The sequence below is a fragment of the Eubacterium sp. An3 genome (assembly GCF_002159465.1).
In the GTDB taxonomy this organism is placed as follows: domain Bacteria; phylum Bacillota; class Clostridia; order Lachnospirales; family Lachnospiraceae; genus Anaerobutyricum; species Anaerobutyricum stercoris.
Genome location: NZ_NFIR01000014.1, coordinates 1 through 26,937, shown reverse-complemented (window position 1 = coordinate 26,937; position 26,937 = coordinate 1). Strand labels below are relative to the sequence as shown.

The 26,937-nt window shown below is 43.1% G+C and carries 18 protein-coding genes and 1 other annotated feature; of the genes, 11 read left to right on the top strand and 7 right to left on the bottom strand.

The features are described from left to right. Genes B5F87_RS11925 through B5F87_RS11910 form a run of 4 tightly spaced genes read left to right on the top strand, consistent with a single transcriptional unit; the run spans position 1 to position 7,652 of the window. Complete coding sequence (locus B5F87_RS11925) at positions 1-2,556, top strand: type I restriction-modification system subunit M (protein ID WP_087281326.1); 2,556 nt, start codon at positions 1-3, stop codon at positions 2,554-2,556. 1 nt (position 2,557) lies between these two features. Beyond that, the gene (locus tag B5F87_RS11920) at positions 2,558-3,796 is read left to right on the top strand and encodes a restriction endonuclease subunit S (RefSeq protein WP_087281324.1); all 1,239 of its coding nucleotides are present in this window, start codon (positions 2,558-2,560) and stop codon (positions 3,794-3,796) included. 15 nt (positions 3,797-3,811) lie between these two features. Next, positions 3,812-7,045 carry an HsdR family type I site-specific deoxyribonuclease gene (locus B5F87_RS11915; protein WP_087281322.1) on the top strand — a complete coding sequence of 1,078 codons (3,234 nt, stop codon included), beginning with the start codon at positions 3,812-3,814 and terminating at the stop codon, positions 7,043-7,045. A 37-nt stretch (positions 7,046-7,082) separates the two neighbouring features. Then, positions 7,083-7,652, top strand: a complete 570-nt coding sequence (locus B5F87_RS11910; RefSeq protein ID WP_087281320.1) for a P-loop NTPase fold protein — start codon at positions 7,083-7,085, stop codon at positions 7,650-7,652. Positions 7,653-7,730: 78 nt separating this feature from the next. Here the strand turns inward: B5F87_RS11910 and istB are convergent, their stop codons facing one another. Then, positions 7,731-8,507, bottom strand: a complete 777-nt coding sequence (istB, locus tag B5F87_RS11905; protein ID WP_087281318.1) for an IS21-like element helper ATPase IstB — start codon at positions 8,505-8,507, stop codon at positions 7,731-7,733. Then, positions 8,504-10,066: an IS21 family transposase gene (istA, locus tag B5F87_RS11900; protein WP_087281316.1), complete on the bottom strand. Its 1,563-nt coding sequence runs from the start codon at positions 10,064-10,066 to the stop codon at positions 8,504-8,506. Before istA ends, istB begins: the two co-directional genes overlap by 4 nt. Before the next feature lie 81 nt (positions 10,067-10,147). Here istA and B5F87_RS11895 point away from each other — a divergent pair, with 81 nt between their 5' ends. The 6 genes from B5F87_RS11895 (at position 10,148) to B5F87_RS11870 (ending at position 17,379) form a co-directional block, all read left to right on the top strand. Continuing rightward, complete coding sequence (locus B5F87_RS11895) at positions 10,148-11,005, top strand: P-loop NTPase fold protein (RefSeq protein ID WP_158097042.1); 858 nt, start codon at positions 10,148-10,150, stop codon at positions 11,003-11,005. Between the two features lie 154 nt (positions 11,006-11,159). Further along, positions 11,160-11,558 carry a hypothetical protein gene (locus tag B5F87_RS11890; protein ID WP_087281312.1) on the top strand — a complete coding sequence of 133 codons (399 nt, stop codon included), beginning with the start codon at positions 11,160-11,162 and terminating at the stop codon, positions 11,556-11,558. A 114-nt stretch (positions 11,559-11,672) separates the two neighbouring features. Continuing rightward, on the top strand, positions 11,673-12,029 hold the full coding sequence (locus B5F87_RS11885; RefSeq protein ID WP_087281310.1) for a hypothetical protein: 357 nt from the start codon (positions 11,673-11,675) through the stop codon (positions 12,027-12,029). 264 nt (positions 12,030-12,293) lie between these two features. Beyond that, the gene (locus B5F87_RS11880; protein WP_087281308.1) at positions 12,294-13,322 is read left to right on the top strand and encodes a restriction endonuclease; all 1,029 of its coding nucleotides are present in this window, start codon (positions 12,294-12,296) and stop codon (positions 13,320-13,322) included. A gap of 228 nt (positions 13,323-13,550) precedes the next feature. Beyond that, the gene (gene clpB / locus B5F87_RS11875; protein WP_087281306.1) at positions 13,551-16,139 is read left to right on the top strand and encodes an ATP-dependent chaperone ClpB; all 2,589 of its coding nucleotides are present in this window, start codon (positions 13,551-13,553) and stop codon (positions 16,137-16,139) included. A gap of 238 nt (positions 16,140-16,377) precedes the next feature. Continuing rightward, positions 16,378-17,379 carry a Gfo/Idh/MocA family oxidoreductase gene (locus B5F87_RS11870; protein ID WP_087281422.1) on the top strand — a complete coding sequence of 334 codons (1,002 nt, stop codon included), beginning with the start codon at positions 16,378-16,380 and terminating at the stop codon, positions 17,377-17,379. A 281-nt stretch (positions 17,380-17,660) separates the two neighbouring features. On the opposite strand, the gene B5F87_RS11865 is transcribed toward B5F87_RS11870, so the two are convergent. The 3 genes from B5F87_RS11865 to B5F87_RS11855 form a co-directional block, all read right to left on the bottom strand. Continuing rightward, entirely contained in the window at positions 17,661-19,340 is a 1,680-nt protein-coding gene (locus B5F87_RS11865; RefSeq protein ID WP_087281304.1) for a 2-isopropylmalate synthase, read from the bottom strand. 127 nt (positions 19,341-19,467) lie between these two features. Beyond that, positions 19,468-19,832 (bottom strand) — a binding site (T-box leader). Positions 19,833-19,881: 49 nt separating this feature from the next. Further along, the gene (locus tag B5F87_RS11860) at positions 19,882-22,488 is read right to left on the bottom strand and encodes an ABC transporter permease (protein WP_087281302.1); all 2,607 of its coding nucleotides are present in this window, start codon (positions 22,486-22,488) and stop codon (positions 19,882-19,884) included. A gap of 15 nt (positions 22,489-22,503) precedes the next feature. Then, complete coding sequence (locus tag B5F87_RS11855; RefSeq protein WP_087281300.1) at positions 22,504-23,169, bottom strand: ABC transporter ATP-binding protein; 666 nt, start codon at positions 23,167-23,169, stop codon at positions 22,504-22,506. A gap of 269 nt (positions 23,170-23,438) precedes the next feature. Here B5F87_RS11855 and B5F87_RS11850 point away from each other — a divergent pair, with 269 nt between their 5' ends. Then, positions 23,439-24,653, top strand: coding sequence for an ATP-binding protein (locus B5F87_RS11850; protein ID WP_087281298.1), 1,215 nt, complete (start codon positions 23,439-23,441; stop codon positions 24,651-24,653). Between the two features lie 54 nt (positions 24,654-24,707). Here B5F87_RS11850 and B5F87_RS11845 read toward each other — a convergent pair whose 3' ends face one another. Further along, the gene (locus B5F87_RS11845; protein WP_087281296.1) at positions 24,708-26,045 is read right to left on the bottom strand and encodes a sensor histidine kinase; all 1,338 of its coding nucleotides are present in this window, start codon (positions 26,043-26,045) and stop codon (positions 24,708-24,710) included. Next, positions 26,042-26,752 carry a LytTR family DNA-binding domain-containing protein gene (locus B5F87_RS11840; RefSeq protein ID WP_087281294.1) on the bottom strand — a complete coding sequence of 237 codons (711 nt, stop codon included), beginning with the start codon at positions 26,750-26,752 and terminating at the stop codon, positions 26,042-26,044. Before B5F87_RS11840 ends, B5F87_RS11845 begins: the two co-directional genes overlap by 4 nt. Positions 26,753-26,937 lie beyond the last annotated feature (185 nt).

The window sequence follows — 26,937 nt, the reverse complement described above, 5'->3', positions numbered from 1 at the left end:
ATGAACAAACAACAATTAGCTACGAAAATTTGGGAATCAGCAAATAAAATGCGTTCCAAGATCGAGGCAAATGAATATAAAGATTATATATTGGGGTTTATTTTTTATAAATTTCTCTCGGAAAAAGAAGTAAAATATTTAAAAGAAAATGATTGGACAGACGAATATCTTCCGGAACTTACAGAGGAAGATGATGAAACGGTAGAAAGTGTTCAAAAAAATATAGGGTACTTTATTTCCTATGAGAATTTATTTTCCACTTGGCTTAAAAAAGGTAAGGACTTTAGCGTACAGGATGTAAGAGATGCGCTGTCAGCCTTCAGTCGTTTGATTAATCCAACTCATAAGAAAGTGTTTGAGGGGATTTTTGATACCCTTCAGACTGGTCTTTCTAAATTGGGAGATAGTGCCGCTTCACAATCAAAAGCCATTAGTGACTTAATCCAACTGATTAAAGATATTCCGATGGATGGTAAACAGGACTATGATGTTTTGGGCTTTATATATGAATATCTGATTAGTATGTTTGCGGCAAATGCAGGGAAAAAAGCAGGTGAGTTTTATACTCCGCACGAAGTGTCTGTGCTGATATCTGAAATTGTGGCTAATCATTTGAAAGACAGAACTGAGATTAAAATATATGATCCGACAAGTGGTTCTGGTTCGCTGCTTATCAATATCGGTAAGAGTGCAGCTAAATTCATGGAAAATGAAAACAACATCAAGTATTACGCCCAAGAGTTAAAACAAAATACATATAACATAACACGTATGAATTTAGTTATGCGTAATATTTTACCAGATAATATTGTTACGAGAAATGCGGATACCTTAGAAGATGATTGGCCTTTTTTTGAGGATAACGATCCGAGTGGAACATACAATCTATTGCCTGTTGATGCAGTAGTATCAAATCCACCGTATTCTCAAAACTGGAACCCAACGGATAAAGAAACCGATCCTCGTTATTCTGATTATGGTCTTGCACCTAAAGGAAAAGCTGATTATGCATTTTTACTGCATGATTTGTATCACGTTAAAAGCAACGGTATTATGGCAATCGTTCTTCCTCATGGGGTGTTATTCCGTGGTGGTGAAGAAGGGGAAATTCGTAAAAATTTAATCGAAAAAGATAAAATTGATGCCATTATTGGCTTACCTGCAAATATTTTTTATGGCACTGGTATTCCGACCATTATTATGGTCTTAAAACAAAAACGTTCTGATAATGGTGTTTTAATTATTGATGCGTCCAAAGGCTTTGTGAAAGAGGGGAAGAACAATAAACTTAGAGCTTGTGATATTAAAAAAATTGTAGATGTGGTGACAGAGCGTGAAAGTATAGAGCATTTTTCAAAAATTGTAAGCAAAGAAGAGATTAGAAAAAATGATTATAATCTGAATATTCCGAGATATGTGGATTCATCGGAAAAGGAAGAGTCCTGGGACATCTATGCCTCAATGTTTGGTGGTATCCCTGTGTCTGAATTAGACGGACTAAAAGAATACTGGAGAGCATTTCCAAATTTAAAAGAAAAATTATTTGAACAGATATCTTCTGCTTATTGTAAGCTTACAACAGATGACGTAAAGAAGGCCATTAAACAGCATAATGATATTTCAGTATTCAAAGATAAATATATCAACGTGTTTAGTGGCATTGAAAAATTTTTGTATCATGAGCTTATTGAAAACATGGGGACGCTAAACATCTCTCAAACGGAGCAGATTTTAGCTGACGACATTTTTACCAGATTATCGAATATTCAATTGATAGATAAATATGAAGCATATCAACTTCTTGATGATGCCTGGAATAAGATTGCTGTTGATTTGGAAATGGTACAAACGGAAGGATTTGAAGCGGTAAAAATAGTGGATCCAAATATGGTTATGAAAAAGAAAAAAGGGAAAGACGAAGAAGTACAGGAGGGCTGGATTGGTCATATTTTGCCGTTTGATCTTGTCCAGAATATCCTACTTATTGATGATAAAAATGTGCTGAAAGAGAAAGAAAATCGATTATCTGAGATTAGTTCGGAGTATGAAGAGATTATCGATTCTTTGACAGAAGAAGAAAAAGAAGCAGATTTTGTCAATGATGCAAAAGACAATTTTATTACTGCAGAGCTAAAAAAAGTACTGAAATCTAATAGCCTTGATTCAGAAATCATGGATAAACTGCGTGCTGCAAATGCTATTATTGTAGAAGAAAAAGCATTGAAAATAGAGATTAAAAAGCTTTCTGCACAATTGGAAAGTAAAACAAAAGAAACCATTGAAAGTCTTACAGATGAACAGGCAATCGAGCTTTTAAAAGAAAAATGGATTACACCACTTGTTGAAAATCTGATGAAATTGCCAGATCATATGGTAAATGATTTGGTTTCTGAAATAGATCGTCTTGCTAAAAAATATGACACAACATTTGAACAGGTAGAAAATGAAATAGCAGAAACAGAAAAATCGCTTTGCTTGATGGTGGATGAGCTTTGCGGAAATGAATTTGATATGTTAGGTCTAAATGAATTTAAAAAGTTGCTTGGAGGTGAATGACATGGAACAAAAGAAAAAAACACCTCAAGTTAGATTTAAAGGATATGATGATACTTGGGAACAGCGTAAGCTGGGAGACATTGCTGATATTGTAGGTGGTGGAACGCCCAGCACTTCAAATGATGATTATTGGGACGGAGATATTGATTGGTATGCTCCTGCCGAAATTGCCGATCAAATTTATGTCTCTTCAAGTGAAAGAAAAATTACTCAGCAAGGGTATGAGAATAGCTCTGCTAAAATGCTTCCTGTCGGAACGGTGCTGTTCACTTCTCGTGCAGGCATCGGGAAAACGGCGATTTTATGTAAGGAAGGTTGTACTAATCAGGGCTTTCAATCAATCGTTCCTCATGAAAATATGCTTGATCCATACTTCATCTTTTCAAGAACAGATGAGCTAAAAAGATACGGAGAAATAAAGGGTGCTGGCTCAACATTTGTAGAGGTGTCTGGTAAACAAATGGCGAGTATGGAGCTTATGATGCCTAAAACAATAGAAGAACAAAATGCAATCGGTTCGTATTTTCAAAACCTCGATCATATCATCACCCTTCACCAGCGTAAGTATGATCAATTAATTAAGATGAAAACAGCGATGTTGGAAAAAATGTTTCCGAAAAATGGTTCTTTGTATCCAGAAATCAGATTTGAAGGATTTACTGGCGCTTGGGAACAGCGTAAGCTAGGAGATATTTATGGATCAATTGGAAATGCATTCGTAGGAACAGTCACTCCATACTATGTAGAGGATGGACATTTTTATTTGGAATCTAACAATGTAAAGGATGGACAGATAAATTATAACTCTGAGATTTTCATAAATGATGAGTTTTATGAAAAGCAAAAAGACAAGTGGTTGCACACTGGAGATATGGTAATGGTTCAATCTGGACATGTTGGACATGCCGCTGTAATTCCTGAAGAATTGGATAACACAGCAGCTCATGCTTTAATTATGTTTAGAAATCCAAAAGAGAAAATTGAATCATATTTTTTGAATTACGAATATCAGACTGAGAATTCAAAAAAGAAAATAGAAAATATTACGACAGGTAATACAATAAAACATATTCTTGCATCTGATATGCAGAAATTTGTTGTTGATGTTCCAACGTATGCGGAGCAGAAAGCAATTGCTGATTATTTTCAGCATCTTGACAACCTCATCACCCTTCACCAACGTAAGTTAGAGAAGTTAAAGAACATAAAAAAAGCTTGTCTTGAAAAGATGTTTGTTTAAAAAGGGGGAATTCAAATGGCTTTTGATAAAGAATCAGACTTTGAGCAGGCCGTGATAAAGTTGCTGTCACAAAATGGATGGAGCAGTAAGGTTTTAAAAAATTATAGCGAACAAGATTTGCTGAGAAACTGGGCAGAGATTCTTTTTGAAAATAATAAGGATATTGATAGATTGAACAATTGCCCTCTTACTGACAGTGAGATGCGGCAGATTATAGAGCAAATAGAAACTTTGAAAACTCCTTTGAAGTTAAACGGATTTATTAATGGTAAGAGTGTGTCTGTTGTAAGGGATAACCCGGACGATACCTTGCATTTTGGAAAAGAAGTAAGCCTTAAAATATATGATCGTAGAGAGATAGCAGGTGGTGACAGCTGTTATCAAATTGTACAGCAGCCGAAATTTCCTACGAAATCAAAGATATTAAATGATCGCCGTGGGGATTTAATGCTGTTGATTAATGGGATGCCAGTGATACATATTGAACTGAAAAAAAGCGGGATTCCTGTCAGCCAGGCATATCATCAAATAGAAAAATATTCTCATGAGAGTATTTTTACAGGCTTATTCTCTTTAGTACAGATTTTTGTTGCAATGACGCCAGAAGAAACCGTATATTTTGCAAACCCTGGCAAAGAAGGAACTTTTAATCCGGATTACTATTTCCACTGGGCAGACTTTAACAATGAGCCTATAAATGAGTGGGACAAAATTATTTCTACTTTGCTTTCCATTCCTATGGCCCATCAGTTGATTGGTTTTTATACTGTCGCAGATGATTCTGATGGAGTGTTAAAAGTCATGCGTAGTTATCAGTATTATGCGGCAAGTGCTATTTCTGATAAGGTGGCAAAGACGAAATGGGACGATACAAATCAGCTTGGCGGATTTGTATGGCATACAACGGGTTCAGGAAAAACAATGACAAGTTTTAAATCTGCTCAACTGATTGCAAGCTCTAAAGACGCTGACAAAGTTGTTTTTTTAATGGACAGAATAGAGTTAGGGACGCAATCATTAAAAGAATACAGGGGATTTGCCAACGAAAATGAGGATGTTCAGGAAACCGAAAATACAGGTGTGCTTATCACAAAATTAAAAAGTAGTAATCCGGCAGATACACTGATTGTAACTTCGATTCAAAAAATGAGCAATATCAAAGAGGAGAACGATGGTCTGAACGAAAAAGACATTGAAACGATAAACCAGAAACGTATTGTGTTCATTGTGGATGAGGCACATCGCTCTACCTTTGGTGATATGCTCATCACCATAAAAAATACTTTTCCAAAGGCTATCTTTTTTGGATTTACCGGGACACCGATTCACGAGGAAAATCAAAAGAAAAAGAACACCACAACAACGGTATTTGGAAATGAGCTTCACAGGTACAGTATTGCAGATGGAATACGTGACAAAAATGTTTTGGGGTTTGATCCTCATAAAGTGATGACTTTTAAAGATAAAGATGTACGAAAAGCAGTTGCTTTAGAAAAAGCGAAGGCTCAAAACGAGCAAGAGGCAATAGAAGACCCGAAAAAGAGTAAAGTATATTATAAATATATGGATAAGACCAAAGTACCAATGGCAGGATATAAAGATGAGCTTGGTGGATATGTTAAAGGAATTGAGGATTATCTTCCTAATTCTCAATATCGCACAGAAGAGCATATCAATGCTGTGGTGAAAGATATACTGGAAAATTGGGTTACACTCAGTCATAATGGCAAATTTCATGCAATTTTTGCAACAAGTAGCATCCCAGAGGCGATAACCTATTATTCTGTGATAAAAAATGCAAGTTCAAATTTAAAAGTAACTGCTTTATTTGATCCCAATATTGATAATAATGGTGGTGCTGTGTATAAAGAAGAAGGACTGTCTCAAATTATTAAAGACTATAAAGATTGTTATGGACAAAATTTTACGATTCCAACATTTGCGAAAATGAAAAAAGATATTTCAGCACGTTTGGCCCATAAAAAACCTTATGAGAGAATAGAAAGAGAGCCAGACAAACAAATTGATCTTCTTATCGTGGTCGATCAAATGCTGACAGGTTTCGATTCAAAGTGGATTAACACGCTTTATTTGGATAAAATGTTGGAATATGAAAATATAATACAAGCATTTTCTCGCACAAATCGTTTGTTTGGCCCGGATAAACCCTTTGGTACAATCAAATTTTATCGCAGACCGCACACAATGGAAAAAAACATTGAAGCAGCTGTAAAATTGTATTCCGGAGAAAAACCATGGGGATTGTTTGCACAACATCTTCCTGAAAATTTGAAGGCGATGAATGATATTTTTGAAGAAATATCTTTACTTTTTTCAAATGCGGGTATTGATAACTTTGAGAAACTGCCAACAGATATTACTGTATGTCGGAAATTCGCAAAATGTCTGAAAGAATTAAATGACCATTTAGAGGCTGCTAAAATTCAAGGTTTTAAGTGGGATGTATTAAGTTATCAAGATAATGAATCTGGAGAAGTTATAGATATGCTTTTTGATGAGCAACAATATTTAGTTTTAGTTTTGCGTTATAAAGAGTTGGCGTCAGGAGAAGGCACATCAGGTATCAGTGATGATGTACCTTATGACCTTGTAAGTTATATTACAGAAATTGATACAGGTGTAATTGACTCAGATTACATGAATTCCCGCTTTGAAAAGTATATGAAGTTGTTGCAGTTAGATGGAGCAACACAGGAGTCGATTGAACAGGCGGAAACTGAGTTGCACAAAACATTTGCAATGCTTTCTCAGGAGGAACAGAGATATGCAGATATTTTCCTGCACGATATACAACGTGGGGAGGTACAGGTAGAAGTAGGAAAAACTTTCAGAGACTATATTACAGAATACCAGTCTAAAGCAAAAAATGATCAAATTCAAAAAATTGTAACCGCTTTGGGCGTGAATGAAAGTATGCTGCGTAATATCATGAGCCTTAAATTAAATGTAAATAATATTAATGAGTTTGGTAGATTTGATGAACTGAAAAAGACAGTTGACAAAGAAAAAGCCAAACAATATTTTGAAGCATTGGAGGGAAAAAAGCTGATTCCACCTAAAGTAAATATTAAGATAGACAATTTGCTGAGGGATTTTATTTTATCGGATGGTATTGATATTCAATTGGCAGCTAATAAAAACAAAGAAACATTCTCATATTCAGAAGAGATAATGAATACTGAATCAATGTTGAAAGTTGCCGAAAAAAGTGAATATGGGAAAAAGTAGTAAAAAAATATGAGGATACATAGGGGGAGAATGAAAAATGAAGAAATTCAAGAAATATAATATAGATCCTACGGATGAGAATATATTAAAAGCTTTGGAAAGTGATACATACGAAAGAGCAACGCATATAAAAAATTTTATTGAAGGGTTGGATTTAATCGATACAAATATGTTTATCAGCTTGGATGCAAGATGGGGAGAAGGAAAAACTTTCTATATAAGACAAATGGAAATGACATTAAGATATTTATCAAAAAAGCATTTTGGAAAGGATGTAACGGAATTAGAGCCGTACTTTTCAAAATCTCGGTTAAAAACTATTGAATTGGAAAACACATATTTACCAATTTATTATAATGCATGGTTATATGATTATCATAAAGATCCATTGATGTCTTTAACATATGTGCTTGTAAAAGAATGTGGAAAATACGTGTCAACGGTTATGGATAATAGTAGTATAAAAGATAAATTTTTATCATTATTGTCTTCATTTTCTTTAACATTTCCGTTTTTGCAAATATCAGGAGATTGGAAAAATATTAAGGAAAATTTAAACGGGAAAGATATATTGGAAGAAATAAAAACCGCAGAAGAAATTCATTGAATATTACGGTGCGGCGGAGCCGCCTGTCCGGTGTGGCGAGAGCCACCTGTCCGGACTAACGGAGCCACCTATTGATAGTTACTCGGCCTGAGCAGGATCCAGACCATATACCTCTCTCATGGAAAGGTCTTTTGATGGATCGATGCTCTCGATGTTGATTTTATATGAATCGTATGAAATGCGATCCATGATGGCATCTGCAAGAGTGCTCTCACCGCTGCAGATCTGCTGGTACCACTCGCTTTCCCGGAACTGGGAGCAGAAGATGGTCGATGACTTCTTCCTGCGTTTGTGGATCAGTTCAAAAAGATTTCTGGCTTCGGACTCGGTCAGCTTGAGCAGGAGCCATTCATCAATAATTAACAGAACCGGTTTCGTGTACTTCTTGAGTACGTTGGTAAATGTACCGGCATCCCTGGCTGCCTGCAGATCCAGCAACAAATCCGGAAGGCGGACATATTTCACAGTGTAATAGTGTTTACATGCCTCCATACCGAAAGCACATGCCATATAGGTCTTACCGCTTCCGGTGGCACCGGTAATAAAAATGTTGCGGTACTCTGAGATGTATTCACAGGTTGCCAGACGGCTGATCAAGGCTTTGTTCAGCTTCCGGCCGGATTGATAGTCGATGGCTGCGATGCTGGCGTCTGGCTGCTCCAGTTCTGCCTGACGGATCAGCCTTTTCAGGCGGTTGTTTTTCCGGTTTGTATACTCAACATCAACCAGCATGCCGAAGCGGTCTTCAAACGGAACTTCCTTCATTGCAGAATCATTCATCTGGATCCGGAATGCATCTGCCATGGATGACAGGCGCATCTCGATAAGTTTATCAATGGTACTCTGATTGGTCATGATCTTTTACCTCCGTAGTATCTGGCACCTCTTGTAATGCCACGTGCCTGTGATTGCGTCTCAGATGAAATGGAATCCAGATTCTGGAAAACAGGATCGGAATCCTCTTTCATGGCAGCTAATAAATTTTTGATACTTTTATAACTGGGTGTTCTGGAATAAAGGAGCGCTCTTGAACAAGCTTCTTCCAGTTTGCTGGGAGAATGCTTCTCAGCCAGTTTCAGCAGCCCCATACAGCTTCTGTAAGTCTGCTGTTCCACCCTGCCGGAGGTCAGGATTGCATCAACCACCTTCCTTGTGTTGATTCCAATCGAATCTGCCCATCTGCGGAAACGGTCACCGTTCCATTCCAGATATTTCTGATGATCTGGCGGCATATGTTCCATTACCGTGGAGTATTGGCCGCTCCTGCCATGGAGACGGCGATGCGAGGCAATCCGGTTGTGATGATAAAATATTTCAATCGTTGTTTCTGTTATGCGCACATCGACCTTATCTTTGATATACTGATAAGGCACGGAGTAGTACATCTTGTCTACTGCGATGTGATAGTTGAACTGGACAGTGGCCTGTTTCCGCTCCGCCAGTTCGAAGGGTGTGGCAGGCAACGGTGCCAGCAATGGCTTTTCTTCCCCAAGAAATAAACTGAGCCTGCTACAATCCTTCTTTTGAAACTTTCTTGCATTGTAGGCATCCAGCTTTTCGCGGATCGCAGCGTTTAATTCTGCAAGAGAGAAAAACTGTTCATTGCGGAGGGCTGCAGTGATCCATGTGGAGATCTTACCAACGGAACCTTCCACATTTGGTTTATCCTTGGGCTTCCGGACTCTTGCCGGAATAATGGCGATATTATAATGTTCTGCCATCTCATGATAAGTAGTGTTCAGCACGGTCGTATACCAGTCGCTTTTCGAAGGGTTCACTGCCGTAGAACAGTTATCAGGAATAAGCATCGGTGTAACGCCGCCGAAGAATTCAAACATCTGGATATGCGCTTTGATCCAGTTGTCTGTCTTCTGGTTCAGGTATGCCTTTACAAAGGTATACTGGCTGTAAGTAAGGACTCCTACAAATATCCATGCCTCCGTGATCTCACCGGTGTCTGGATCGATGAGCTGTGCCGGATCACCGGCCCAATCTACTTCGATCTGCTCACCCGGTTTCCGTGGGATGTGCATGGTTGCCCTGCGTTTTTCTTCATCCTTCTGAATGTAGTAGCAGAACTGGGAATACATGAGAGGTTCTTCGCCATTCATACGGCATTCCTCACAGTATTCTACCCATAGGAGCTTCTTATTGACTCCATTACGCAGGAGTTCTCTGCGGATGTAGTCATAATCAGGCATCCGTTTATTGGTTGCTGATTTTGTCTTGGGGAAAAGCATTTCCTCAAGTGTGCTGTCGGTCATGTCATGATCCAGTGGCCAGGAAAGTTTTATTTCCGCAGCCTTTTTGACGACCTTAGCAACTGTGTTACGGGACACACCGCAACTATGTGCGATGTTCCGTTCGCTGAATCCTAAGCTTTTTAGGCGAAGGATCTCTCGGTATTTGGTCATAATGGTGACCTCCTTTAACTGTATTCACATCAGACGATGTGTTCTTACAGTATAAAGGAAATCTATGTAATAGAGCCTAAAGTGGCTCTGAATTACCGGAATATGTGGCTCTCATTCTCCGGAATGGTGGCTCTCAAAGTCCGGACAGGTGGCTCAAAGAGCCCCGGAATAATCATTCATGAAACAGTAAAACAAATTTTAAATGAAATAATTGTCGAAAATGCTTGTAAATTAGTTATATTTATTGATGAATTAGATAGATGTAGACCTAATTATGCAATTGAGACATTAGAACGTATAAAACATTATTTTGATGATGAACGTATAATTTTTGTTGTATCTGTAAACAAAGAACAATTAGTTCATACAATTTCTAATTTTTATGGAGATTCATTTGATTCAACAGGGTATCTGAACAAGTTTTTTGATATGAATATTTATCTTCCGGAAATACCGCAATACTCAAAAAGAAGTACTATATTGCAGACAAACCAAGGACAGTATCATTTAAAGAAAATAACCGAGGAATTAGGGGAATATTATAATTTATCATTGCGTGATATGATTATTTTTCACCAAAATATAGAAAGTACATCTACACAGCGTTGTAATGATTATTCTAAAGAAGGTTGCATTTTATCTATATTTATACCAATAATATTAGCGTTAGATATAGTGAATCAAACAGAAAAAAAGAGATTTTTGGAAGGGGAAGGAGGTACATTTAAAAAGTTGTGTCAGAATCTTCCTAGTCTGCGAAAATTAATTTGCCTTTTTGGAGACAAGAGTGGAAATGATAATGAAGACTATCGGGTTGGGTTTGAAAAAATCTATGAGGTATATGAGTGTGCCTTTGCTCCAAATAAGACATATGAGGGTGAATTAGATATATCTCGTGATTTAAAAGAAATATGTATTCAGGTATGTAATGGAGAATAAAAAAGTTTTGGCAAATGTCAACTTCGTAGAAGATATTTTTTATGCTTGTTTCTTTTATAAAAAATTGTATAGATTTATTATATAGGGGATTACACAACTAGAAGCTGGAAATAGACTAATGTAGGTGTATTATTGAACAAGGAGAAGGAGCAGAATGAATTTTTTTAAAAGATTTAATGATTATAGTTGTATTTATGACAATAAAAAAGCATTGACGACATTGTCTCATTATACTAATTCAATAGATGCCGCGCTAAATATTTGCAAAGGTTGTTTTTGGATGACAGAGATCATGGATTTTGGAAATGATGATCCTAAAGAAGGGGTTCTTATTTTAGAAAAGGTTTTTGATTACATACAAAATAATATAGAGAGTCCAGAAATTAAGAAATATGTGACTGAATTTATAGGAGATGAACAATCAAGAAAAAAGTTTCTGAAAGATGATCATGCTACATTTGTGTTATCTACTTGTAAAAATAATAATTCAAACAAAATGTGGGAAAATTATGCAAAGGAAGAAGGGTATAGGATTGAAATAGATTTTAAATAATTTTGGGAATCAATAAGTGTTTCGATTAAAGGATTAAACAAAAAGGATAGGAATAATGAGATTGTTAAATATGCTCCTATAATTTATGAAGAGAGGAAACAAGAAAATATTGTAATGAAAGAATATATGGATCTGATAAACTCACAAGCCTTTGGAATAGTACTGAAGGAAAAAGTAAAATATACATTACAGCATTTGATGTATGTGGGGAATTTTTATAAGGATAGTTATTTTTTTGAGGAAGAAGAAGTTCGTTTTTTGATTAACACAATGATATATAGAGATGGGGGTATTGTAGATCTAATGCCAAAAAGGGAACTTAATAAAAATAATAATAAACATTATATTGAAATAAAGTTTGATCCGATGGCGATTATATTGGTAGAATGTAAAAACGAAAAGGCAAAAATTGAATTTTTATCAAAATCAGGCGTTGAATGGAAAAACAAGGTTAAAGTGTTATCGAAATAGCAATTCTACTAAGATCCATATTTTTTGAAAAATATTAACACTTACTCTTGTTATCGAAGTGTCGTCCTTTTCTAATTTTATAGTATATCAGTGTTGCAAATTGGATATTATGAATATATTATGGAACGTTTAAATGGGGGCCTTTTCTATTTTATAAAAATTAATATTTTTTACTTGTTATGAATGATAATCATCAAATATATTTAAGTTGTGGGTTTAATAAAAGATAGATATAATTATATCAAAAACTTAGGGGTGATTTTGGTGCATAAAGGTTCTACAAATGATATGAGGTTTCGTTTTGAGAAAATTGTTGCAGATATATTTGACAGTTATAATTTTACGACTAAGTTAACTTCAGGAACCAATATTAGAGGATATGATATATTAGCAAAGAAAAACAATATGAATTATATAGTTGAAGTAAAATTCTCACGGACTAATCAAATGCCTAATTCAACTTTATTTGATACTGCTTGTCGGCTAAAAGTATTTTGTGGAAACGGAGATATATCAAATCTCAATACCCCTGTTTTAGTTGTTGGGGCAAAGATTATTTCTAATCTTCGTAAAAGAATAGAAAATATTGGAGTGGTTGTTCTTGATATCCAAAATCTTCTATTTCTTGTACGAGATAATGAGGATCTCAAAGGTGAATTATTATCAATACTTGACTTTTCTGTCAATGACCTTTTACCAGACAAACCTAACACACAAATATTTAAACAGGGACATGAATTTGTCGCGCCATCTAAGACAAAGGGTGAACTTCTAAAAGAACGTGTATCTAATTGGAAAAATTCTATTGGTAATGCCGCATATGAGGATTTATGTTTTGAAACTTTAAACTACTTATTTAATGATGAATTATCTTTATGGCATAGACAAAAAACTTCGAGTTCTCAATTATACAGATTTGATTTAATCTGCAAAATAAAAGACGGTGATGTAAGCGGTTTATGGACAACCATATTGCAATGTTTTAATAGCAAATACATTATTTTTGAATTTAAAAATTATAAAGAAAAAATTACCCAAAAAGAGATATATACTACAGATAAATATTTGTACCTAAAAGCTTTAAGGGGAGTGGCAGTCCTGGTTTCTTGTAAAGGTGCTTCTACAAATGCCAATAAAGCAATTAGAGGCACTCTGCGTGAAAATGGAAAATTAATTATAAGTGTTAGCAATGCAGATCTTCTTAAAATGATTGATATAAAAATGAATGAAGGGGTTCCCGCTGATTATTTATATCAAAAATTTGATGAATTACTTATTGACTTGGAGAAATAAAATAACCTTTCTTGGAAAAATCTTTTTAAAAAGTTTAATTAGTTTTTGAAAATTGAGTTTTTTCAAAGGTCAAAAAAATAAAGTATTTAGCACTCGTCCCTTGACTTGGCTAACAAACTGTGTTATAAAATATGCAGAGGTTGTTATAGAAAGAATATAACAGCTTCTGCATATATGTTTTTATGCGAACATTTTTCAATCATTATTCCAAAGTAAGGAGGAATGAGCATGAATATTAATAAATTTACCCAGAAGTCTCTGGAAGCAGTGAATCAGTGTGAGAAGCTTGCCTATCAGTATGGCAATCCGGAGATTGACCAGGAGCATTTCCTGTACAGTCTCCTTACCATAGAAGACAGCCTGATTCTCAAGCTTATTGAGAAAATGGAAGTGAATAAAGAGGCGTTTTTGTCTCAGACCCAGCAGCTGATCGAGAAGAAGCCGAAGGTGTCCGGCGGACAGGTTTATATCAGCAAGAGTTTAAATGAGGTGCTGGTCAGTGCGGAGGACGAGTCCAAAGCCATGGGCGATGAGTATGTGTCTGTGGAGCATCTGTTCCTGTCGCTGCTGAAGCATCCGAATAAGGAAATTAAGAAGCTGTTTCAGGCGTACGGCGTGACCAGGGAGCGTTTTCTGCAGGCGCTGTCTACTGTGAGAGGCAATCAGAAGGTTGTGAGCGATAATCCGGAGGCAACCTATGAGACGCTGGAGAAATACGGTTATGATCTGGTGGAGAGAGCGAGACAGCAGAAGCTTGATCCGGTCATCGGCCGTGACGGCGAGATAAGAAATGTAGTGCGGATTCTTTCCAGAAAGACCAAGAATAACCCGGTACTGATCGGTGAGCCTGGCGTTGGAAAGACTGCCGTTGTGGAAGGACTGGCGCAGCGTATCGTCAAGGGCGATGTGCCGGAGTCCCTGAAGGATAAAAAGGTATTTGCCCTCGATATGGGTTCCCTGGTGGCGGGCGCCAAATACCGGGGCGAGTTTGAGGAGCGTCTGAAAGCGGTGCTGGAGGAGATTAAGGCCAGCGACGGACAGATTCTGCTGTTCATTGATGAGCTGCATACCATCGTGGGCGCCGGTAAGACGGAAGGCGCCATGGATGCCGGTAACCTGCTGAAGCCGATGCTGGCAAGGGGCGAGCTGCATTGTATCGGCGCCACAACTCTCAATGAGTATCGTCAGTACATTGAAAAGGACGCTGCTCTGGAGCGTCGTTTCCAGCCGGTCATGGTGGATGAGCCGACAGTGGAGGATACCATTTCCATCCTGAGAGGTCTGAAGGATCGTTACGAGGTGTACCACGGAGTCAAGATCACGGACTCTGCGCTGGTAAGTGCAGCGGTGCTGTCCAACCGGTACATTTCTGACCGGTTCCTGCCGGATAAGGCCATCGACCTGGTGGATGAGGCCTGTGCCATGATCAAGACAGAGCTTGATTCTCTGCCGACGGAGCTGGATGAGGTGCAGAGAAAGATCATGCAGCTGGAGATTGAGGAGGCGGCTCTTAAGAAGGAGACCGACCGTCTCAGTCAGGAGCGTCTGGCGGATCTGCAGAAGGAATTGGCGCAGATGCGGGAGGATTTCCAGATTCAGAAGGCAACCTGGGATCAGGAGAAGTCCGCCGTGGAACGTGTTTCCAAGATTAAGGAAGAGATTGAGGCGCTGAATAACGAGATTCAGATTGCTCAGCGCAATTATGATCTGAATAAGGCCGCCGAGCTGCAGTACGGTAAGCTGCCGGAGCTGCAGAAACAGCTGGCGGAAGAGGAAGAGAAGGCGAAGAGGGACGATGCTTCTCTGGTGCATGAGAGTGTCACCGATGAGGAAATCGCCAAGATTATCAGCCGATGGACGGGCATCCCGGTCGCCAAGCTGACCGAGAGCGAGAGGAACAAGACCCTGAACCTGGATAAGGAGCTTCACAAGAGAGTGGTCGGCCAGGACGAGGGAGTGGAGAAAGTGACGGAGGCCATCATTCGTTCCAAGGCCGGTATCAAAGATCCGACCAAGCCGATCGGTTCTTTCATGTTCCTGGGCCCGACTGGTGTCGGAAAGACAGAGCTTGCCAAAGCGCTGGCAGAGAGCTTGTTTGATAATGAGCAGAACATGGTTCGGATTGATATGAGTGAATATATGGAGAAGTATTCTGTGTCCCGTCTGATCGGAGCGCCTCCTGGATACGTAGGATACGAGGAGGGCGGTCAGCTCACCGAGGCAGTCAGAAGAAAACCGTACTCCGTTGTTCTGTTTGATGAGATCGAGAAGGCCCATCCGGATGTGTTCAATGTGCTGCTGCAGGTGCTTGACGATGGACGGATTACTGATTCTCAGGGCAGGACCGTAGACTTTAAGAACACGATTCTCATTATGACGTCCAACATCGGTTCCCAGTATCTGCTGGACGGCATCGGCGAGGACGGAAGTATCCGTCCGGAGGCGGAAGATATGGTCATGAACGACCTGCGTGCTCATTTCCGTCCGGAGTTCCTGAACCGTCTGGATGAGATCATCATGTTTAAACCGCTGACCAAAGACAATATCGGCGGCATTATTGAACTGATGCTTTCGGATGTCAATAAACGTCTTGCAGACCGGGAGCTGAGCATTGAACTCAGCGACGCGGCAAAGGATTTCGTCATCGAGCATGGCTACGAGCCGGCTTATGGCGCCCGTCCGCTGAAGCGTTTCCTGACCAAGCATGTGGATACGCTGGCAGCCAGATTGATTCTGGAAGGAAATGTACGGGAAGGCGACGTTATTCTCATTGATGAGCAGGGTGGAAAGCTTATGGCTTCCGTGAAAGGACAATAGAATAATAAAAAGACGGTATTCCCCGGTTGTGACCAGCAGCCGGGGAATATTTTTTGGAAAAATGTTCCACACGGATTGCGTTGCGGCGGAGTGGCAGATGTTACTGGGGCGACTTGCCGCAGGCGATAATTCCGCTTGCAAAAAACAGGTTGCCATCCCCCGGACGAATGGATATAATGAAATCGCAATGATACATTTGAAGAAATGTACAGACGTACAGGAAGGGCAGGATAAAGATATGGCAAATTTTGCATCCGATAAGAAAGAGTTAAACTGGGCGGTTTTGGGAACCGGCGTCATCGCCAATCAGATGGCGTCTGCTCTGGCAGACATGGGACGACAGCTTTACGGCGTGGCGAACCGTACCTATGAGAAGGCCGTTACATTTGCGGAGAAATACGGAGTACAGAAGGTGTTTCCGACCTACGAGGCGGTTTTTGATGATCCGGAAGTGGATGTGGTGTACATTACCACGCCGCACAACACCCATTATCCGTATATGAAGGCGGCGCTGGAACATGGAAAGCATCTGTTCGTGGAGAAATCCATCACTTTAAACAGCCGGGAGCTGTCCGAGATGCGCGCCCTGGCGGAGGAGAAGGGGCTGGTGCTGGCGGAGGCCATGACCATCTGGCATATGCCGTTATACAAGAAGCTGTGGCAGATTGTGGACATCGGCAGGCTGGGAAAGGTGCAGATGATCACCATGAACTTCGGCAGTTTCAAAGAATACGATATGAATAATCGTTTCTTCAATATGAATCTGGCAGGCGGAGCGCTTCTTGATATTGGCGTCTATGCTTTGAGTATCGTCCGCAGTTTTATGGAGAGCTGTCCGGACAGGATTGTCAGCCAGATGAAGCCGTCGCCGACGGGCTCCGATGAGCAGGCGACCATGCTTCTCATGAATAAGGAAGGTCAGATGGCGACGGTGGCGCTTTCCATGCATTCCAAACAGCCGAAGCGCGCCATGATCAGCTGTGAGAAAGGGTATATCGAGATCATGGAATATCCCCGCGCCGATCGTGCGGTCATCGTGGATGCGGAGACCGGCGAGAGAGAGGAGATCGCGGAAGGCAGCACGGCAAATGCGCTCCAGTACGAGATGATGGATATGGAAGCGGCCATTCTGGAAGGAAAAACCGATGTGATGCGTCTGTCCGACTCCTGCGACGTGATGGATATGATGACCGGACTCCGGAAGGAGTGGGGCATGAAATATCCGGGCGAGGAGTGGTAGAGCAGTACGAGAGTCTGCTTCCGCTCCACAGGAAGGTAAGCGACCTGCTCAGCGAGCTGGGAGATTACATGGAGAACATGTAAAAGGGATTATGCGGAGAACATGTAAAGGAAAAAAATAAAATGAAAACGCCTCACAGACCGGGGATGCATTGGTGGATGCGAAGGTCTGCGAGGCGTTTTTCTCTGATGGACAGAGGAATCTCTTAGCCGCATGGATTCCATAGGATTCTGTCTGTCAAGAGAACTTTTGTACTACATTACTCATACTGTTGCGGCAGGTTATTTTTTTGCGTTAATATCATCCATATACCGGTTTACAGCGCTGATCAAAGCCATTACGGAAGCATTGATGATATCGTTGTCGATGCCGACGCCCCAGTAGGTCTTGTCGTTGGAGCCGTCGATGGCCACGTAAGCGCAGGCCTTGGAACTGGAACCGGTCTCCAGAGCATGTTCCTCGTAGGTAGAGATGGTGTAATCAATCTCAGAGTGACGTTTCAAAGCGTTGCTGACAGCGTCCAGACGACCGTTTCCGGTGCCGTGGTATACTTTGTGAACGCCGTATTTGTTGATGGTGAGCTCTGTCCAGATGCCGGTTTCTTCCCGCTTGAAATGTACGTCAAGCAGCTCGATCGGTGCGTTGATATTGACGTATTTTTCTTTGAAGACGTCCAGTACCTCCTCCGGCTGAAGCTCTTTGTGAGCGTGGTCGGAAACATCTTTGACAGTATAGCCCACTTCCTCGCGCATCTGCGGTGGAATCCGGATGCCGTAGGTCTTATCCAGAAGGAATCCGATGCCGCCCTTGCCAGACTGGCTGTTGATACGGATGACGTCTGCCTCGTACTCGCGGCCCAGATCTTTCGGGTCAATGGCCAGATACGGAACGGTCCATTTGTCGCAGTCGTGGGTTTCACGCCATGCCATACCTTTGGCGATGGCATCCTGGTGGGAGCCGGAGAATGCGGCAAATACAAGCTGTCCGGCGTATGGCTGTCTCTCATAGACATGCATTCTTGTGACTTTCTCGTATTCTTCCACGATGGCCGGCAGATTGCTGAAGTCAAGGTTCGGATCCACGCCGTGGGAGAACATATTCAATGCCAGTGTGACGATATCCACATTTCCTGTCCGCTCTCCGTTGCCGAACAGGGTGCCTTCCACACGGTCTGCGCCGGCAAGAACCGCCAGCTCCGCATCGGCAACGCCGGTACCACGGTCGTTATGCGGATGCACGGATAACACCACGCTGTCTCTGTATTTCAAATTGTCGCTCATATACTCGATCTGGCTTGCGTACACGTGCGGCATGGAGTGGGAGACGGTTGCCGGCAGGTTGATGATAGTCGGCCAGTCTTTGGTCGGTTTCCACACGTCCAGCACAGCGTTGCAGATATCCAGGGCGAAGTCCATCTCGGTGCCGGTGAAACTCTCCGGTGAATATTCAAAACGGTAGTTGCCGCCGTCCTCCTCGGTCAGTCGTTTCAGCAGCTCTGCGCCGTCCACGGCAATCTGGATGATGTCTTCTTTGGATTTCTTGAACACCTGCTCCCGCTGAGCCACGGAGGTGGAGTTATATAAATGTACCACCGCCTGTTTAACGCCTTTGATGGCTTCAAAGGTCTTCTTGATGATGTGTTCGCGGGCCTGTGTCAGCACCTGGATGGTCACGTCATCCGGAATCAGGTTCTGCTCGATCAATGTCCGGCAGAATTCGTATTCGGTCTCGGAAGCAGCCGGGAAGCCCACCTCGATCTCCTTAAAACCAATCTTAACCAGTAACTTGAAGAATTCAATCTTTTCTTCCAGGCTCATCGGGATGATCAAAGCCTGATTGCCGTCCCGCAGGTCAACGGAACACCAGACCGGCGGTTTTTCGATATGATCTTTTGCTGCCCACTTACAGGTGTGAGCCGGTGATGGGAAATACATTGGTTTGTACTTATCTGCATGCTGCATAATTCATAATCCTCCTTCATAAAATGTGCGCCAGGCGCGATATTGAAAATGTGTTGTAATTTATCCGTGATAAGGACCGGCGTGAGAGGGTGTTTGATGAAATAAAAAACCGCCTCTTTCTGATAAAGAAAGAGACGGAGAAAACTCACGCGGTACCACTCTTATTCATACAAAATGTATGCGCTCATCACAGATACGGACTTAAATAAGCCTTATATCCTCCTGCTGTAACGGTCAGGCTCCGGCTATGCCTACTGCATCCTGTACATTTGCTGCTGCAATGTTATGATTCTGCGTCCTTTTATTATCTGCATGTTATCTTTATGCATCTTCGGTATGGTTTATACCGGGGATAATAAAAGGATGACGCAGCAGATGCGGTTCAGCACGCTGCTCAGAGGCGAGTTCAAATCTGTCATGCAGCCGCTTCGCACCACCCAGCGGTTCTCTGAATACACTCGAAATTCTACTATTCCTCTTCGTTGCATTTGACTTTTATACTTTAGCATGAAAAAGGTATGGTGTCAATACATAAATTATTCTAATCTGTTGCCCGCAGACGCTCCACGATGCTGTCCTTTTCCAGATTCCGGAAACAGAGGTACGGAAGCAGGACGGCGAAGATCAGCAGCACCGGCGTGCAGATGATAAGCGGCAGCAGGGTGAACTGGAAGGTGGTGTAGCCGCCGGCGGTGAGGGCGCGGACGATGACTCCCACGGTGAAGATACTCAGGATGTAGGATATCACCAGTGTGATTCCCGCGTAATATAAGCCCTCAAAGATGAGCATCTTTCGAAGCTGCCGTTTGGTCATGCCGATGCTCTGGATCATGGCAAATTCACGGCGGCGGGAGATGATGGCGGTCACCATGCTGTTGACAAAGTTCAGTATGCCGACCAGGGCGATGACAACGCTGATGGAGTAGCCGATGACGGAAGAGGAACGGCGCTCGTCTTCGTACTGCTGCGCCATGGTCTGGCGGGAGGTAATGGACATGCCGGAGGCGTAGCTCTGCTGGTATTCGGTCAGCATGTCAGAAGCCTCGTCGATACCGGCGTCCTCCACGTTGAAATAGTATTTGCGCAGGTTGTTGTCCGGCCACATCTGGGTGAAAACATCCGCCTGCATGACAAGTTGCACGGAGAATACCGGTGTGTAGCCGGAAACCATCGGCTGCAGAGGGGAAAGCACCGCCATGACGGTAAAGTTCCGTCCGTTGATGTTCACTTCCTCGCCGACAGAATAGGTCGGCAGTCCGGTCTGAGGGCCAGCGGCAGGGCCGATGGCGAGGATGTAATCGCCGGTGGCGAATTTCTCAGGGTCATAGCTGCCGTCCAGGATGTAGTTTTCACTGGCGGCGGCGTCAAGAATCAGGCCGTCAGCGCCGTAAATGGTGTGCGGCACTGCATTTCCTGCGAGGGCGGAGTCAAAGACTTCCTTCCACATCGGAAAACTCGGGTCAAAGGAAGCGTAATCGTCCAGAACGTCCTGGGTATAAAATGTGGAGAAATTGTTCCGGGCTTCCTCGCTCAGCGGCATGGAAATATCCTGGGAGTACAGGCGGCCTTCCGTCTCCAGGGTGTCAAGGCTTCGGATGTCGGAAAGCAGGCTCTCGCTGATGGTATTGCTGGCCGGGTCGTAACCGGAAACGTTGCTGTTGGTGGCGTCGTCGATCTGGAAGTCGGCGACAGTTAAATCCATCAGATATTTATCCATGTCAAAGCTTGCGTTGCTGGCGTAAAAATAGCTCATCAGCACCAGTCCGAGGGTGAGGGAGCAGATGACCATGACGGTCCGTTTTTTATTGCGCCACAGGTTGCTCCAGGCCATGCCGGCGATGGAGGCGCCTTTTTTGGATTTCTTCTGTTTTTTCTTCACGGAAGTATCCGCGTCGGTATAGCGCAGCGCTTCCATCGGGGAGACTTTTCCTGCGCGGCGGGCCGGAAGCAGGGAAGAGCAAAGCACGGTCACGTAGGCAAATACGGCGGAACCGATGAAGATGATCGGATTGGTGGACACGATGGTATTCGGATTGTCTCCGCCGATCATCACCGGCACGAGCACGATGCCCAGCAGGTAGCCGATGACCAGTCCAACCGGAATACCGATCAGTGACAGCCGGTTCGCCTGTCCCCGGATGATTTTCTTGATCTGTTTTCTGGTGGTTCCGAGGGTTTTCAGTCTGCCGTAGAACTGGATGTCCGAGGCAACCGAAATCTGGAACACGTTATAGATGATCAGGTATCCTGCCAGGAAAACCAGCAGCATGCCGGCGTAGGTGGACAGGTTTTCCATGAAAATGCTTTGCTGTACGCCTGCGTCGTAGGCCAGGTTGGTGGAAAACTCCACGTCGGTGATGCCGGTGTCGGAAAGCACCTGTGTCATCTGCCCCTCGATATCATCAGTGTCTGCAAATGTAACGCCCATCATGCGGGTGCCGAGCACCTGTCCGTCCGACGGGCCGGCGGCGTAATCGCAGGCGTTTAAGGCAAATTCTTTGCTGACCCAGGCCATGCTGGCGTAAGAAGATTCATTTCCTTCCCAGATACCGCACAGAGTAAATGTACTGGAGGTCATCTCCGGGGAAGTGATGTCTTTCTGCCATTCCAGGGTGATGGTGGCGCCGAGCTCCGGCGTGACGCCCAGGCGCTGCAGAGTCAGAGTGTCCAGGGCGATTTCATCTTCGGCCTCCGGCATCCGTCCGGTCTCCGGCCAGGCAAAGCTGTCTCTTGCATACTGGTCGCTGGCGTAGCGGATCTCCACCTGCCGTCCGGCCAGGGAGGTATTCTGTGCGTTTCCCAGGATGATGGAATATCCGGAATGTACTACCAGCGGATGAGCGGCGATCTTCTCAATCTCCTCATCGGTGATGCTCTTTGTGGATGTGTGGGCGGTGGTTCCAGACTGACGGAGATACATTTCCGTCATATTGCGTCCGAGACTCTGCGCCAGTGTAAACAAAGTGGTGAACATCATGGTCGTGAGGATGATGGCGAGGACAGCCACCAGATTACGGCGTTTATTGTTCCGGAAGCTGCGGCGGGAGAGAGTCTTAATCATGGAACCCTGCTGGCTGCCTTTGCCGCGGGAAGCTGCCTGCTCCGCATCGCTGCGCTTCCGGATGATGGATTCTGTCTGTTTATTCATCGTGCATCACCGCCTTTACTCATGGATACGTCCATCTTCGATGCGGATGGTACGGTCGGCCTGGGCGGCGATTTCCGGGTTGTGGGTGATCATCACGATGGTCTGATGGAACTTCTCGCTGGTGAGCCGCAGAAGTTCGATGACCTCATCGCTTGTCTTGCTGTCAAGATTACCGGTCGGCTCATCGGCAAGAATGATGGCCGGCTTGCTGGCAAGAGCTCTTGCGATAGCCACCCGCTGCTGCTGGCCGCCGGAAAGATTGTTCGGCATATTGTAAAGCTTCTTATCAAGGCCAAGCAGGGAAATAATCTCATCAACGAAAGCATCGTCTGGCTGCCTGCCGTCCAGCTGAATCGGCATCACGATATTTTCATAGACATTGAGGATAGGGACCAGATTGTAATTCTGGAAGATAAAACCGATCTTCTGGCGGCGGAACACCGTCAGCTCGTCATCGCTCATGGAATCCAGAGAGACGGAATCCACCTGCACGCTGCCGGAAGTAGGCCGGTCCAGACCGCCCAGCATATTTAAAAGCGTGGATTTGCCGCTGCCGGAAGTACCGATGATGGCAACAAACTCGCCCTCCTCGATGGAGATGCTCACGTCATTCAACGCTTTTACAAGACTTTCTTTTTCACCATATTGTTTCACTAAATGGGATGTACTTAAAATACTCATGTTGTCTCTCCTTTGTCTGTTTATGATGTTTTGATTATATCGCTATACAAAAAACAGACAATAGAAGCTGCGTAAACTAATATGCAGGAGGAAAAAATTAAACGAATAGCATTAAATATTTGTAAAAGTCATAAAACTCCAAACCTTGAAGGTTGATTTGTTCATTTATAATTGATATAATTAAAAAGAAGATAAATTTTATAAGATATAACTGATAAAAATTGCAAAAATAAAAGTTTTTTAGTTATAACGGAGAGAAGGTGGATGCATTGATTAAAAGAGAATCTTATATGGAACGAATCCGCCCGTTTATGGGAAATGAATTGATCAAGGTGTTGACGGGAATACGGAGAAGCGGAAAATCCGTCATGTTGGAATTGATTCAGGAAGAACTGATGGAAAATGGCGTTGAAAAAGAAAACATGATATCCATCAATTTTGAGAATATGGCAAATGCCGGATTTTGTACGGCAAAGTCATTGCATGATGAAATTTTGCGTCGAATCAATAAGAAAGAAGGCAAAATATATTTGTTTTTTGATGAGATACAGGAAGTAGAGGAATGGGAAAAATGTATTAATTCTTTTCGGGTGGAGATTGACTGCGATATTTATATTACAGGTTCCAACGCGAAATTACTTTCCGGAGAACTTGCCACTTATCTGGCGGGGAGATATGTGGAATTTATCATCTATCCATTCTCTTTTAAAGAATTCATTGATTTGTATCATACCATAGAGCCGGGTTCAGATGAGAGGGAATGTTTTCGTAAATATCTTATTGCAGGAGGGATGCCGTATCTGAGTAATCTTCATTATGACGAGGAAGCGGGAAGACAATATTTGCGGGATTTATTTTATTCCGTGGAACTAAAGGATGTCGTACAGCGAAATAATATTCGGGATGTGGATATGCTGGAACGGATTATCGCCTATGTGACGTTAAATGTTGGAACGACGTTTTCGGCCACATCGATTTCCAAATATTTGAAGAATGAAGGAAGAAAAGTATCACCGGAAACGGTATTAAATTATCTGAAAGCCTGTGTGGATGCCTTTCTCTTTTATCAGGTAAGACGTCGGGATTTGCAGGGAAAGAAGATACTTACCGTAAATGAAAAATATTATGTGGCAGATCATGGAATACGGGAGGCTGTTTTTGGAGGAAACATGAAGGATATTAATTTGATTCTGGAAAATATTGTTTTCTTAGAATTATTGCGCCGGGGATATTCTGTCACTGTTGGCAAAATGGGAGATAAAGAAATCGATTTTGTCTGTGAAAAACAGGGAAACCGACTTTATATACAGGTGGCGTATCTTCTGGCTTCAGATGAAACGATACAAAGAGAATTTGAAGTCTACGCCGGCATTCCTGACAATTTTCCCAAATATGTGGTGACGATGGATGAGTTTGATATGAGCAGAAATGGAATCAAACATCGCAATATCCGTGAATTTCTGCTGGAAGAAAAATGGGAATAAAAATAAATATTGACATTTTTCTTCCAGAGATTCATTTACCGATAAAAGAGGGACTTACGGCACCGGTATGATAATTTTCAGCACAAAGATGCCGCCTTCGCATTTGACGGTGCACTGTCCGTCGTATTTTTCTGCCGTGCTTTTGATGTTGGACAGCCCGAAGCCGTGGAGGAAGGAGTCCTCCTTGGTGGTTCTGCCTGAGGTGTCCGCGCCCGGCAGGGCGTTGTTTTCCACGGCGATGACCATCATATCGTGGATGCGGCGGGATTTTACGGTGATGACACGCCGGGGGATGGCGAGTTTTTCGCTGGCTTCGATGGCGTTGTCCAGGGCGTTGCCGAAGATCGTGCTGATGTCCAGCGGATCCAGGAAGGCGCCGTCCTCAAAGTGGATGACCGCCGTGAAGTCGATCTGTTTTTCCCGGGCGGTCTTGGCCTTGTCCCGGATGATGACATCCAGATAGGCGTTGCCGGTGCGGTAGTAGTTCTCATAAGAAGCAATCTGCTGCTGCAGGTGCTCGATGGAGGCGCGGACGCCCGGGCGGCCGCCAGCCGGTACATTTTCTGCGCCGGGTACGGCGGTACCCGCGCCCGGCACCGCATTTTCCAGCACGAGAAGGTGATTCTTCATATCGTGGTAGATGCGGCGGATGCGGGTCTCGTCTTCCATTTTTTCCTCGTAGTAGGCCTGGCGCATCTCCAGCTCCTGGGCGTGCCAGGCGGTCTGCATGGCGCTGCACATGTAGGAGGCCAGGTAGATGCAGCCGAAGCTTGAGAAAATGGACGCGGCACAGATGGGATACACGATGATCATGCGCTCAGGCATGAAATAGATGATAGTAAATATCGAGACCACGGAAGCGAGCATCAGGGTATCCACGATGAGCCACATGCGGTTGGTCAGGGTGTACGTGGTGTTTTTCAGGTATTTCCGCAGAAACAGCCAGGCGCCGGTCCAGAACAGCAGTCTCGCCAGAAGTGTGGCGGTGTGGATGCCGGTGCTGAGCAGTAAAGCGCCGTGGGGCCATTCCGATATGTTGTCTCCGATGTTGTCACCGGAGAGCCCGAAAAAAATGTTTGAGCCGATATCCTGCATCATATAGTTGACAGCGATGACCGCCGGATAAAAAATCAGAACGGCGGTAAGTTTTTCAACCCAGCGTCCGCGGTGAAAAATGATCAGATAAATGCAGAATCCGATGAGGGTGCCCAGCAGGTTGGCAAGGTCGTTGGAATAGACGATGACCACCGCCAGAAAACTGCAGAAGAAGACCGCCAGGACACGCACGATCCAGTTTTTCCGCACAGGAAGAAATGTATGCAGAATCCAGAAAAACACGAAAACATAAAGCCATTCCAAAATGAAGGAAAGAATATCAAGAAACTGTATCATAGCATATCCCCCCAGTAATCGGTCAGCTGCTCCATGAAGCTTTTGCGCCTCGGCTGGCTGATGGGGATTTTTTCACCGGTGATCAAGGTGATCTCCAGCTTTTTCACCCCTTTTACATAGGCGAGATTCACGATATAGCTGGTATGACAGCGGGCAAAGTTCTTTGCCTGCAGCTCCCGTTCCATTTCTTTCATACTGCGGTAGCAGAGGATGCTTTCCTGCTCGGTGTGAAAGAGAAGGTTGCGGTTGAAGGTCTCTATGTAGCGGAGATTTTTCAGAATCACCTTATATTTGCCTGTGTCATTGGAGATGACGAGGGCCGGTTCCTGCTCTATGTGCCGGCGGCGGATAAACTTGTCAAGCTCTGCCTTGAGACGGCCGTACTGCAGCGGCTTTATAATGTAATTGGTGGCCTGGTATTTGTAGCCTTCCAGTCCGTATTGGGCGAGAGTGGTAAGGAAAATGATGCCGACGCTCTCATCCTTCTCGCGGATCCGCTCCGCGGCCCGAAGGCCGTCCACCAGTTTCATCTGTATGTCAAGAAAAATCAAATCAAAGGACGGGTCATATTTTTCTATCAGGTCAAGTCCATCGTAGAAGACAGAGGTTTTGATCTCCTCACCCGTCTCCAGAATATACTGCGAAAGAAGCTCTTTCAGATGATTCACAAAGACTCTTTCGTCGTCGCAGATGGCGATGTGCAGCATATGGGTGTCCTCTCTTTCTGTCTAGTCTCGACGTTTATTGTAACGGCCTGCGGGCGATTTTTCAAGGGGGAGACTGTCCGAAAACTCGGATAATCCGATTTGAAAAAATATAGGTTGATACGCTTTTATAAGTGTTCAATATAAAAAGAATTGTACATTGAAAACTGAATAAAGTACACAGAAAC

Bases quoted from the DNA above. Each gene is read 5' to 3' on its own strand.
- B5F87_RS11925 (WP_087281326.1), top strand. From the start codon at position 1: ATGAACAAACAACAATTAGCTACGAAAATTTGGGAATCAGCAAATAAA.
- B5F87_RS11920 (WP_087281324.1), top strand. From the start codon at position 2,558: ATGGAACAAAAGAAAAAAACACCTCAAGTTAGATTTAAAGGATATGAT.
- B5F87_RS11915 (WP_087281322.1), top strand. From the start codon at position 3,812: ATGGCTTTTGATAAAGAATCAGACTTTGAGCAGGCCGTGATAAAGTTG.
- B5F87_RS11910 (WP_087281320.1), top strand. From the start codon at position 7,083: ATGAAGAAATTCAAGAAATATAATATAGATCCTACGGATGAGAATATA.
- istB (WP_087281318.1), bottom strand. From the start codon at position 8,507: ATGACCAATCAGAGTACCATTGATAAACTTATCGAGATGCGCCTGTCA.
- istA (WP_087281316.1), bottom strand. From the start codon at position 10,066: ATGACCAAATACCGAGAGATCCTTCGCCTAAAAAGCTTAGGATTCAGC.
- B5F87_RS11890 (WP_087281312.1), top strand. From the start codon at position 11,160: ATGAATTTTTTTAAAAGATTTAATGATTATAGTTGTATTTATGACAAT.
- B5F87_RS11885 (WP_087281310.1), top strand. From the start codon at position 11,673: ATGAAAGAATATATGGATCTGATAAACTCACAAGCCTTTGGAATAGTA.
- clpB (WP_087281306.1), top strand. From the start codon at position 13,551: ATGAATATTAATAAATTTACCCAGAAGTCTCTGGAAGCAGTGAATCAG.
- B5F87_RS11870 (WP_087281422.1), top strand. From the start codon at position 16,378: ATGGCAAATTTTGCATCCGATAAGAAAGAGTTAAACTGGGCGGTTTTG.
- B5F87_RS11865 (WP_087281304.1), bottom strand. From the start codon at position 19,340: ATGCAGCATGCAGATAAGTACAAACCAATGTATTTCCCATCACCGGCT.
- B5F87_RS11860 (WP_087281302.1), bottom strand. From the start codon at position 22,488: ATGAATAAACAGACAGAATCCATCATCCGGAAGCGCAGCGATGCGGAG.
- B5F87_RS11855 (WP_087281300.1), bottom strand. From the start codon at position 23,169: ATGAGTATTTTAAGTACATCCCATTTAGTGAAACAATATGGTGAAAAA.
- B5F87_RS11845 (WP_087281296.1), bottom strand. From the start codon at position 26,045: ATGATACAGTTTCTTGATATTCTTTCCTTCATTTTGGAATGGCTTTAT.
- B5F87_RS11840 (WP_087281294.1), bottom strand. From the start codon at position 26,752: ATGCTGCACATCGCCATCTGCGACGACGAAAGAGTCTTTGTGAATCAT.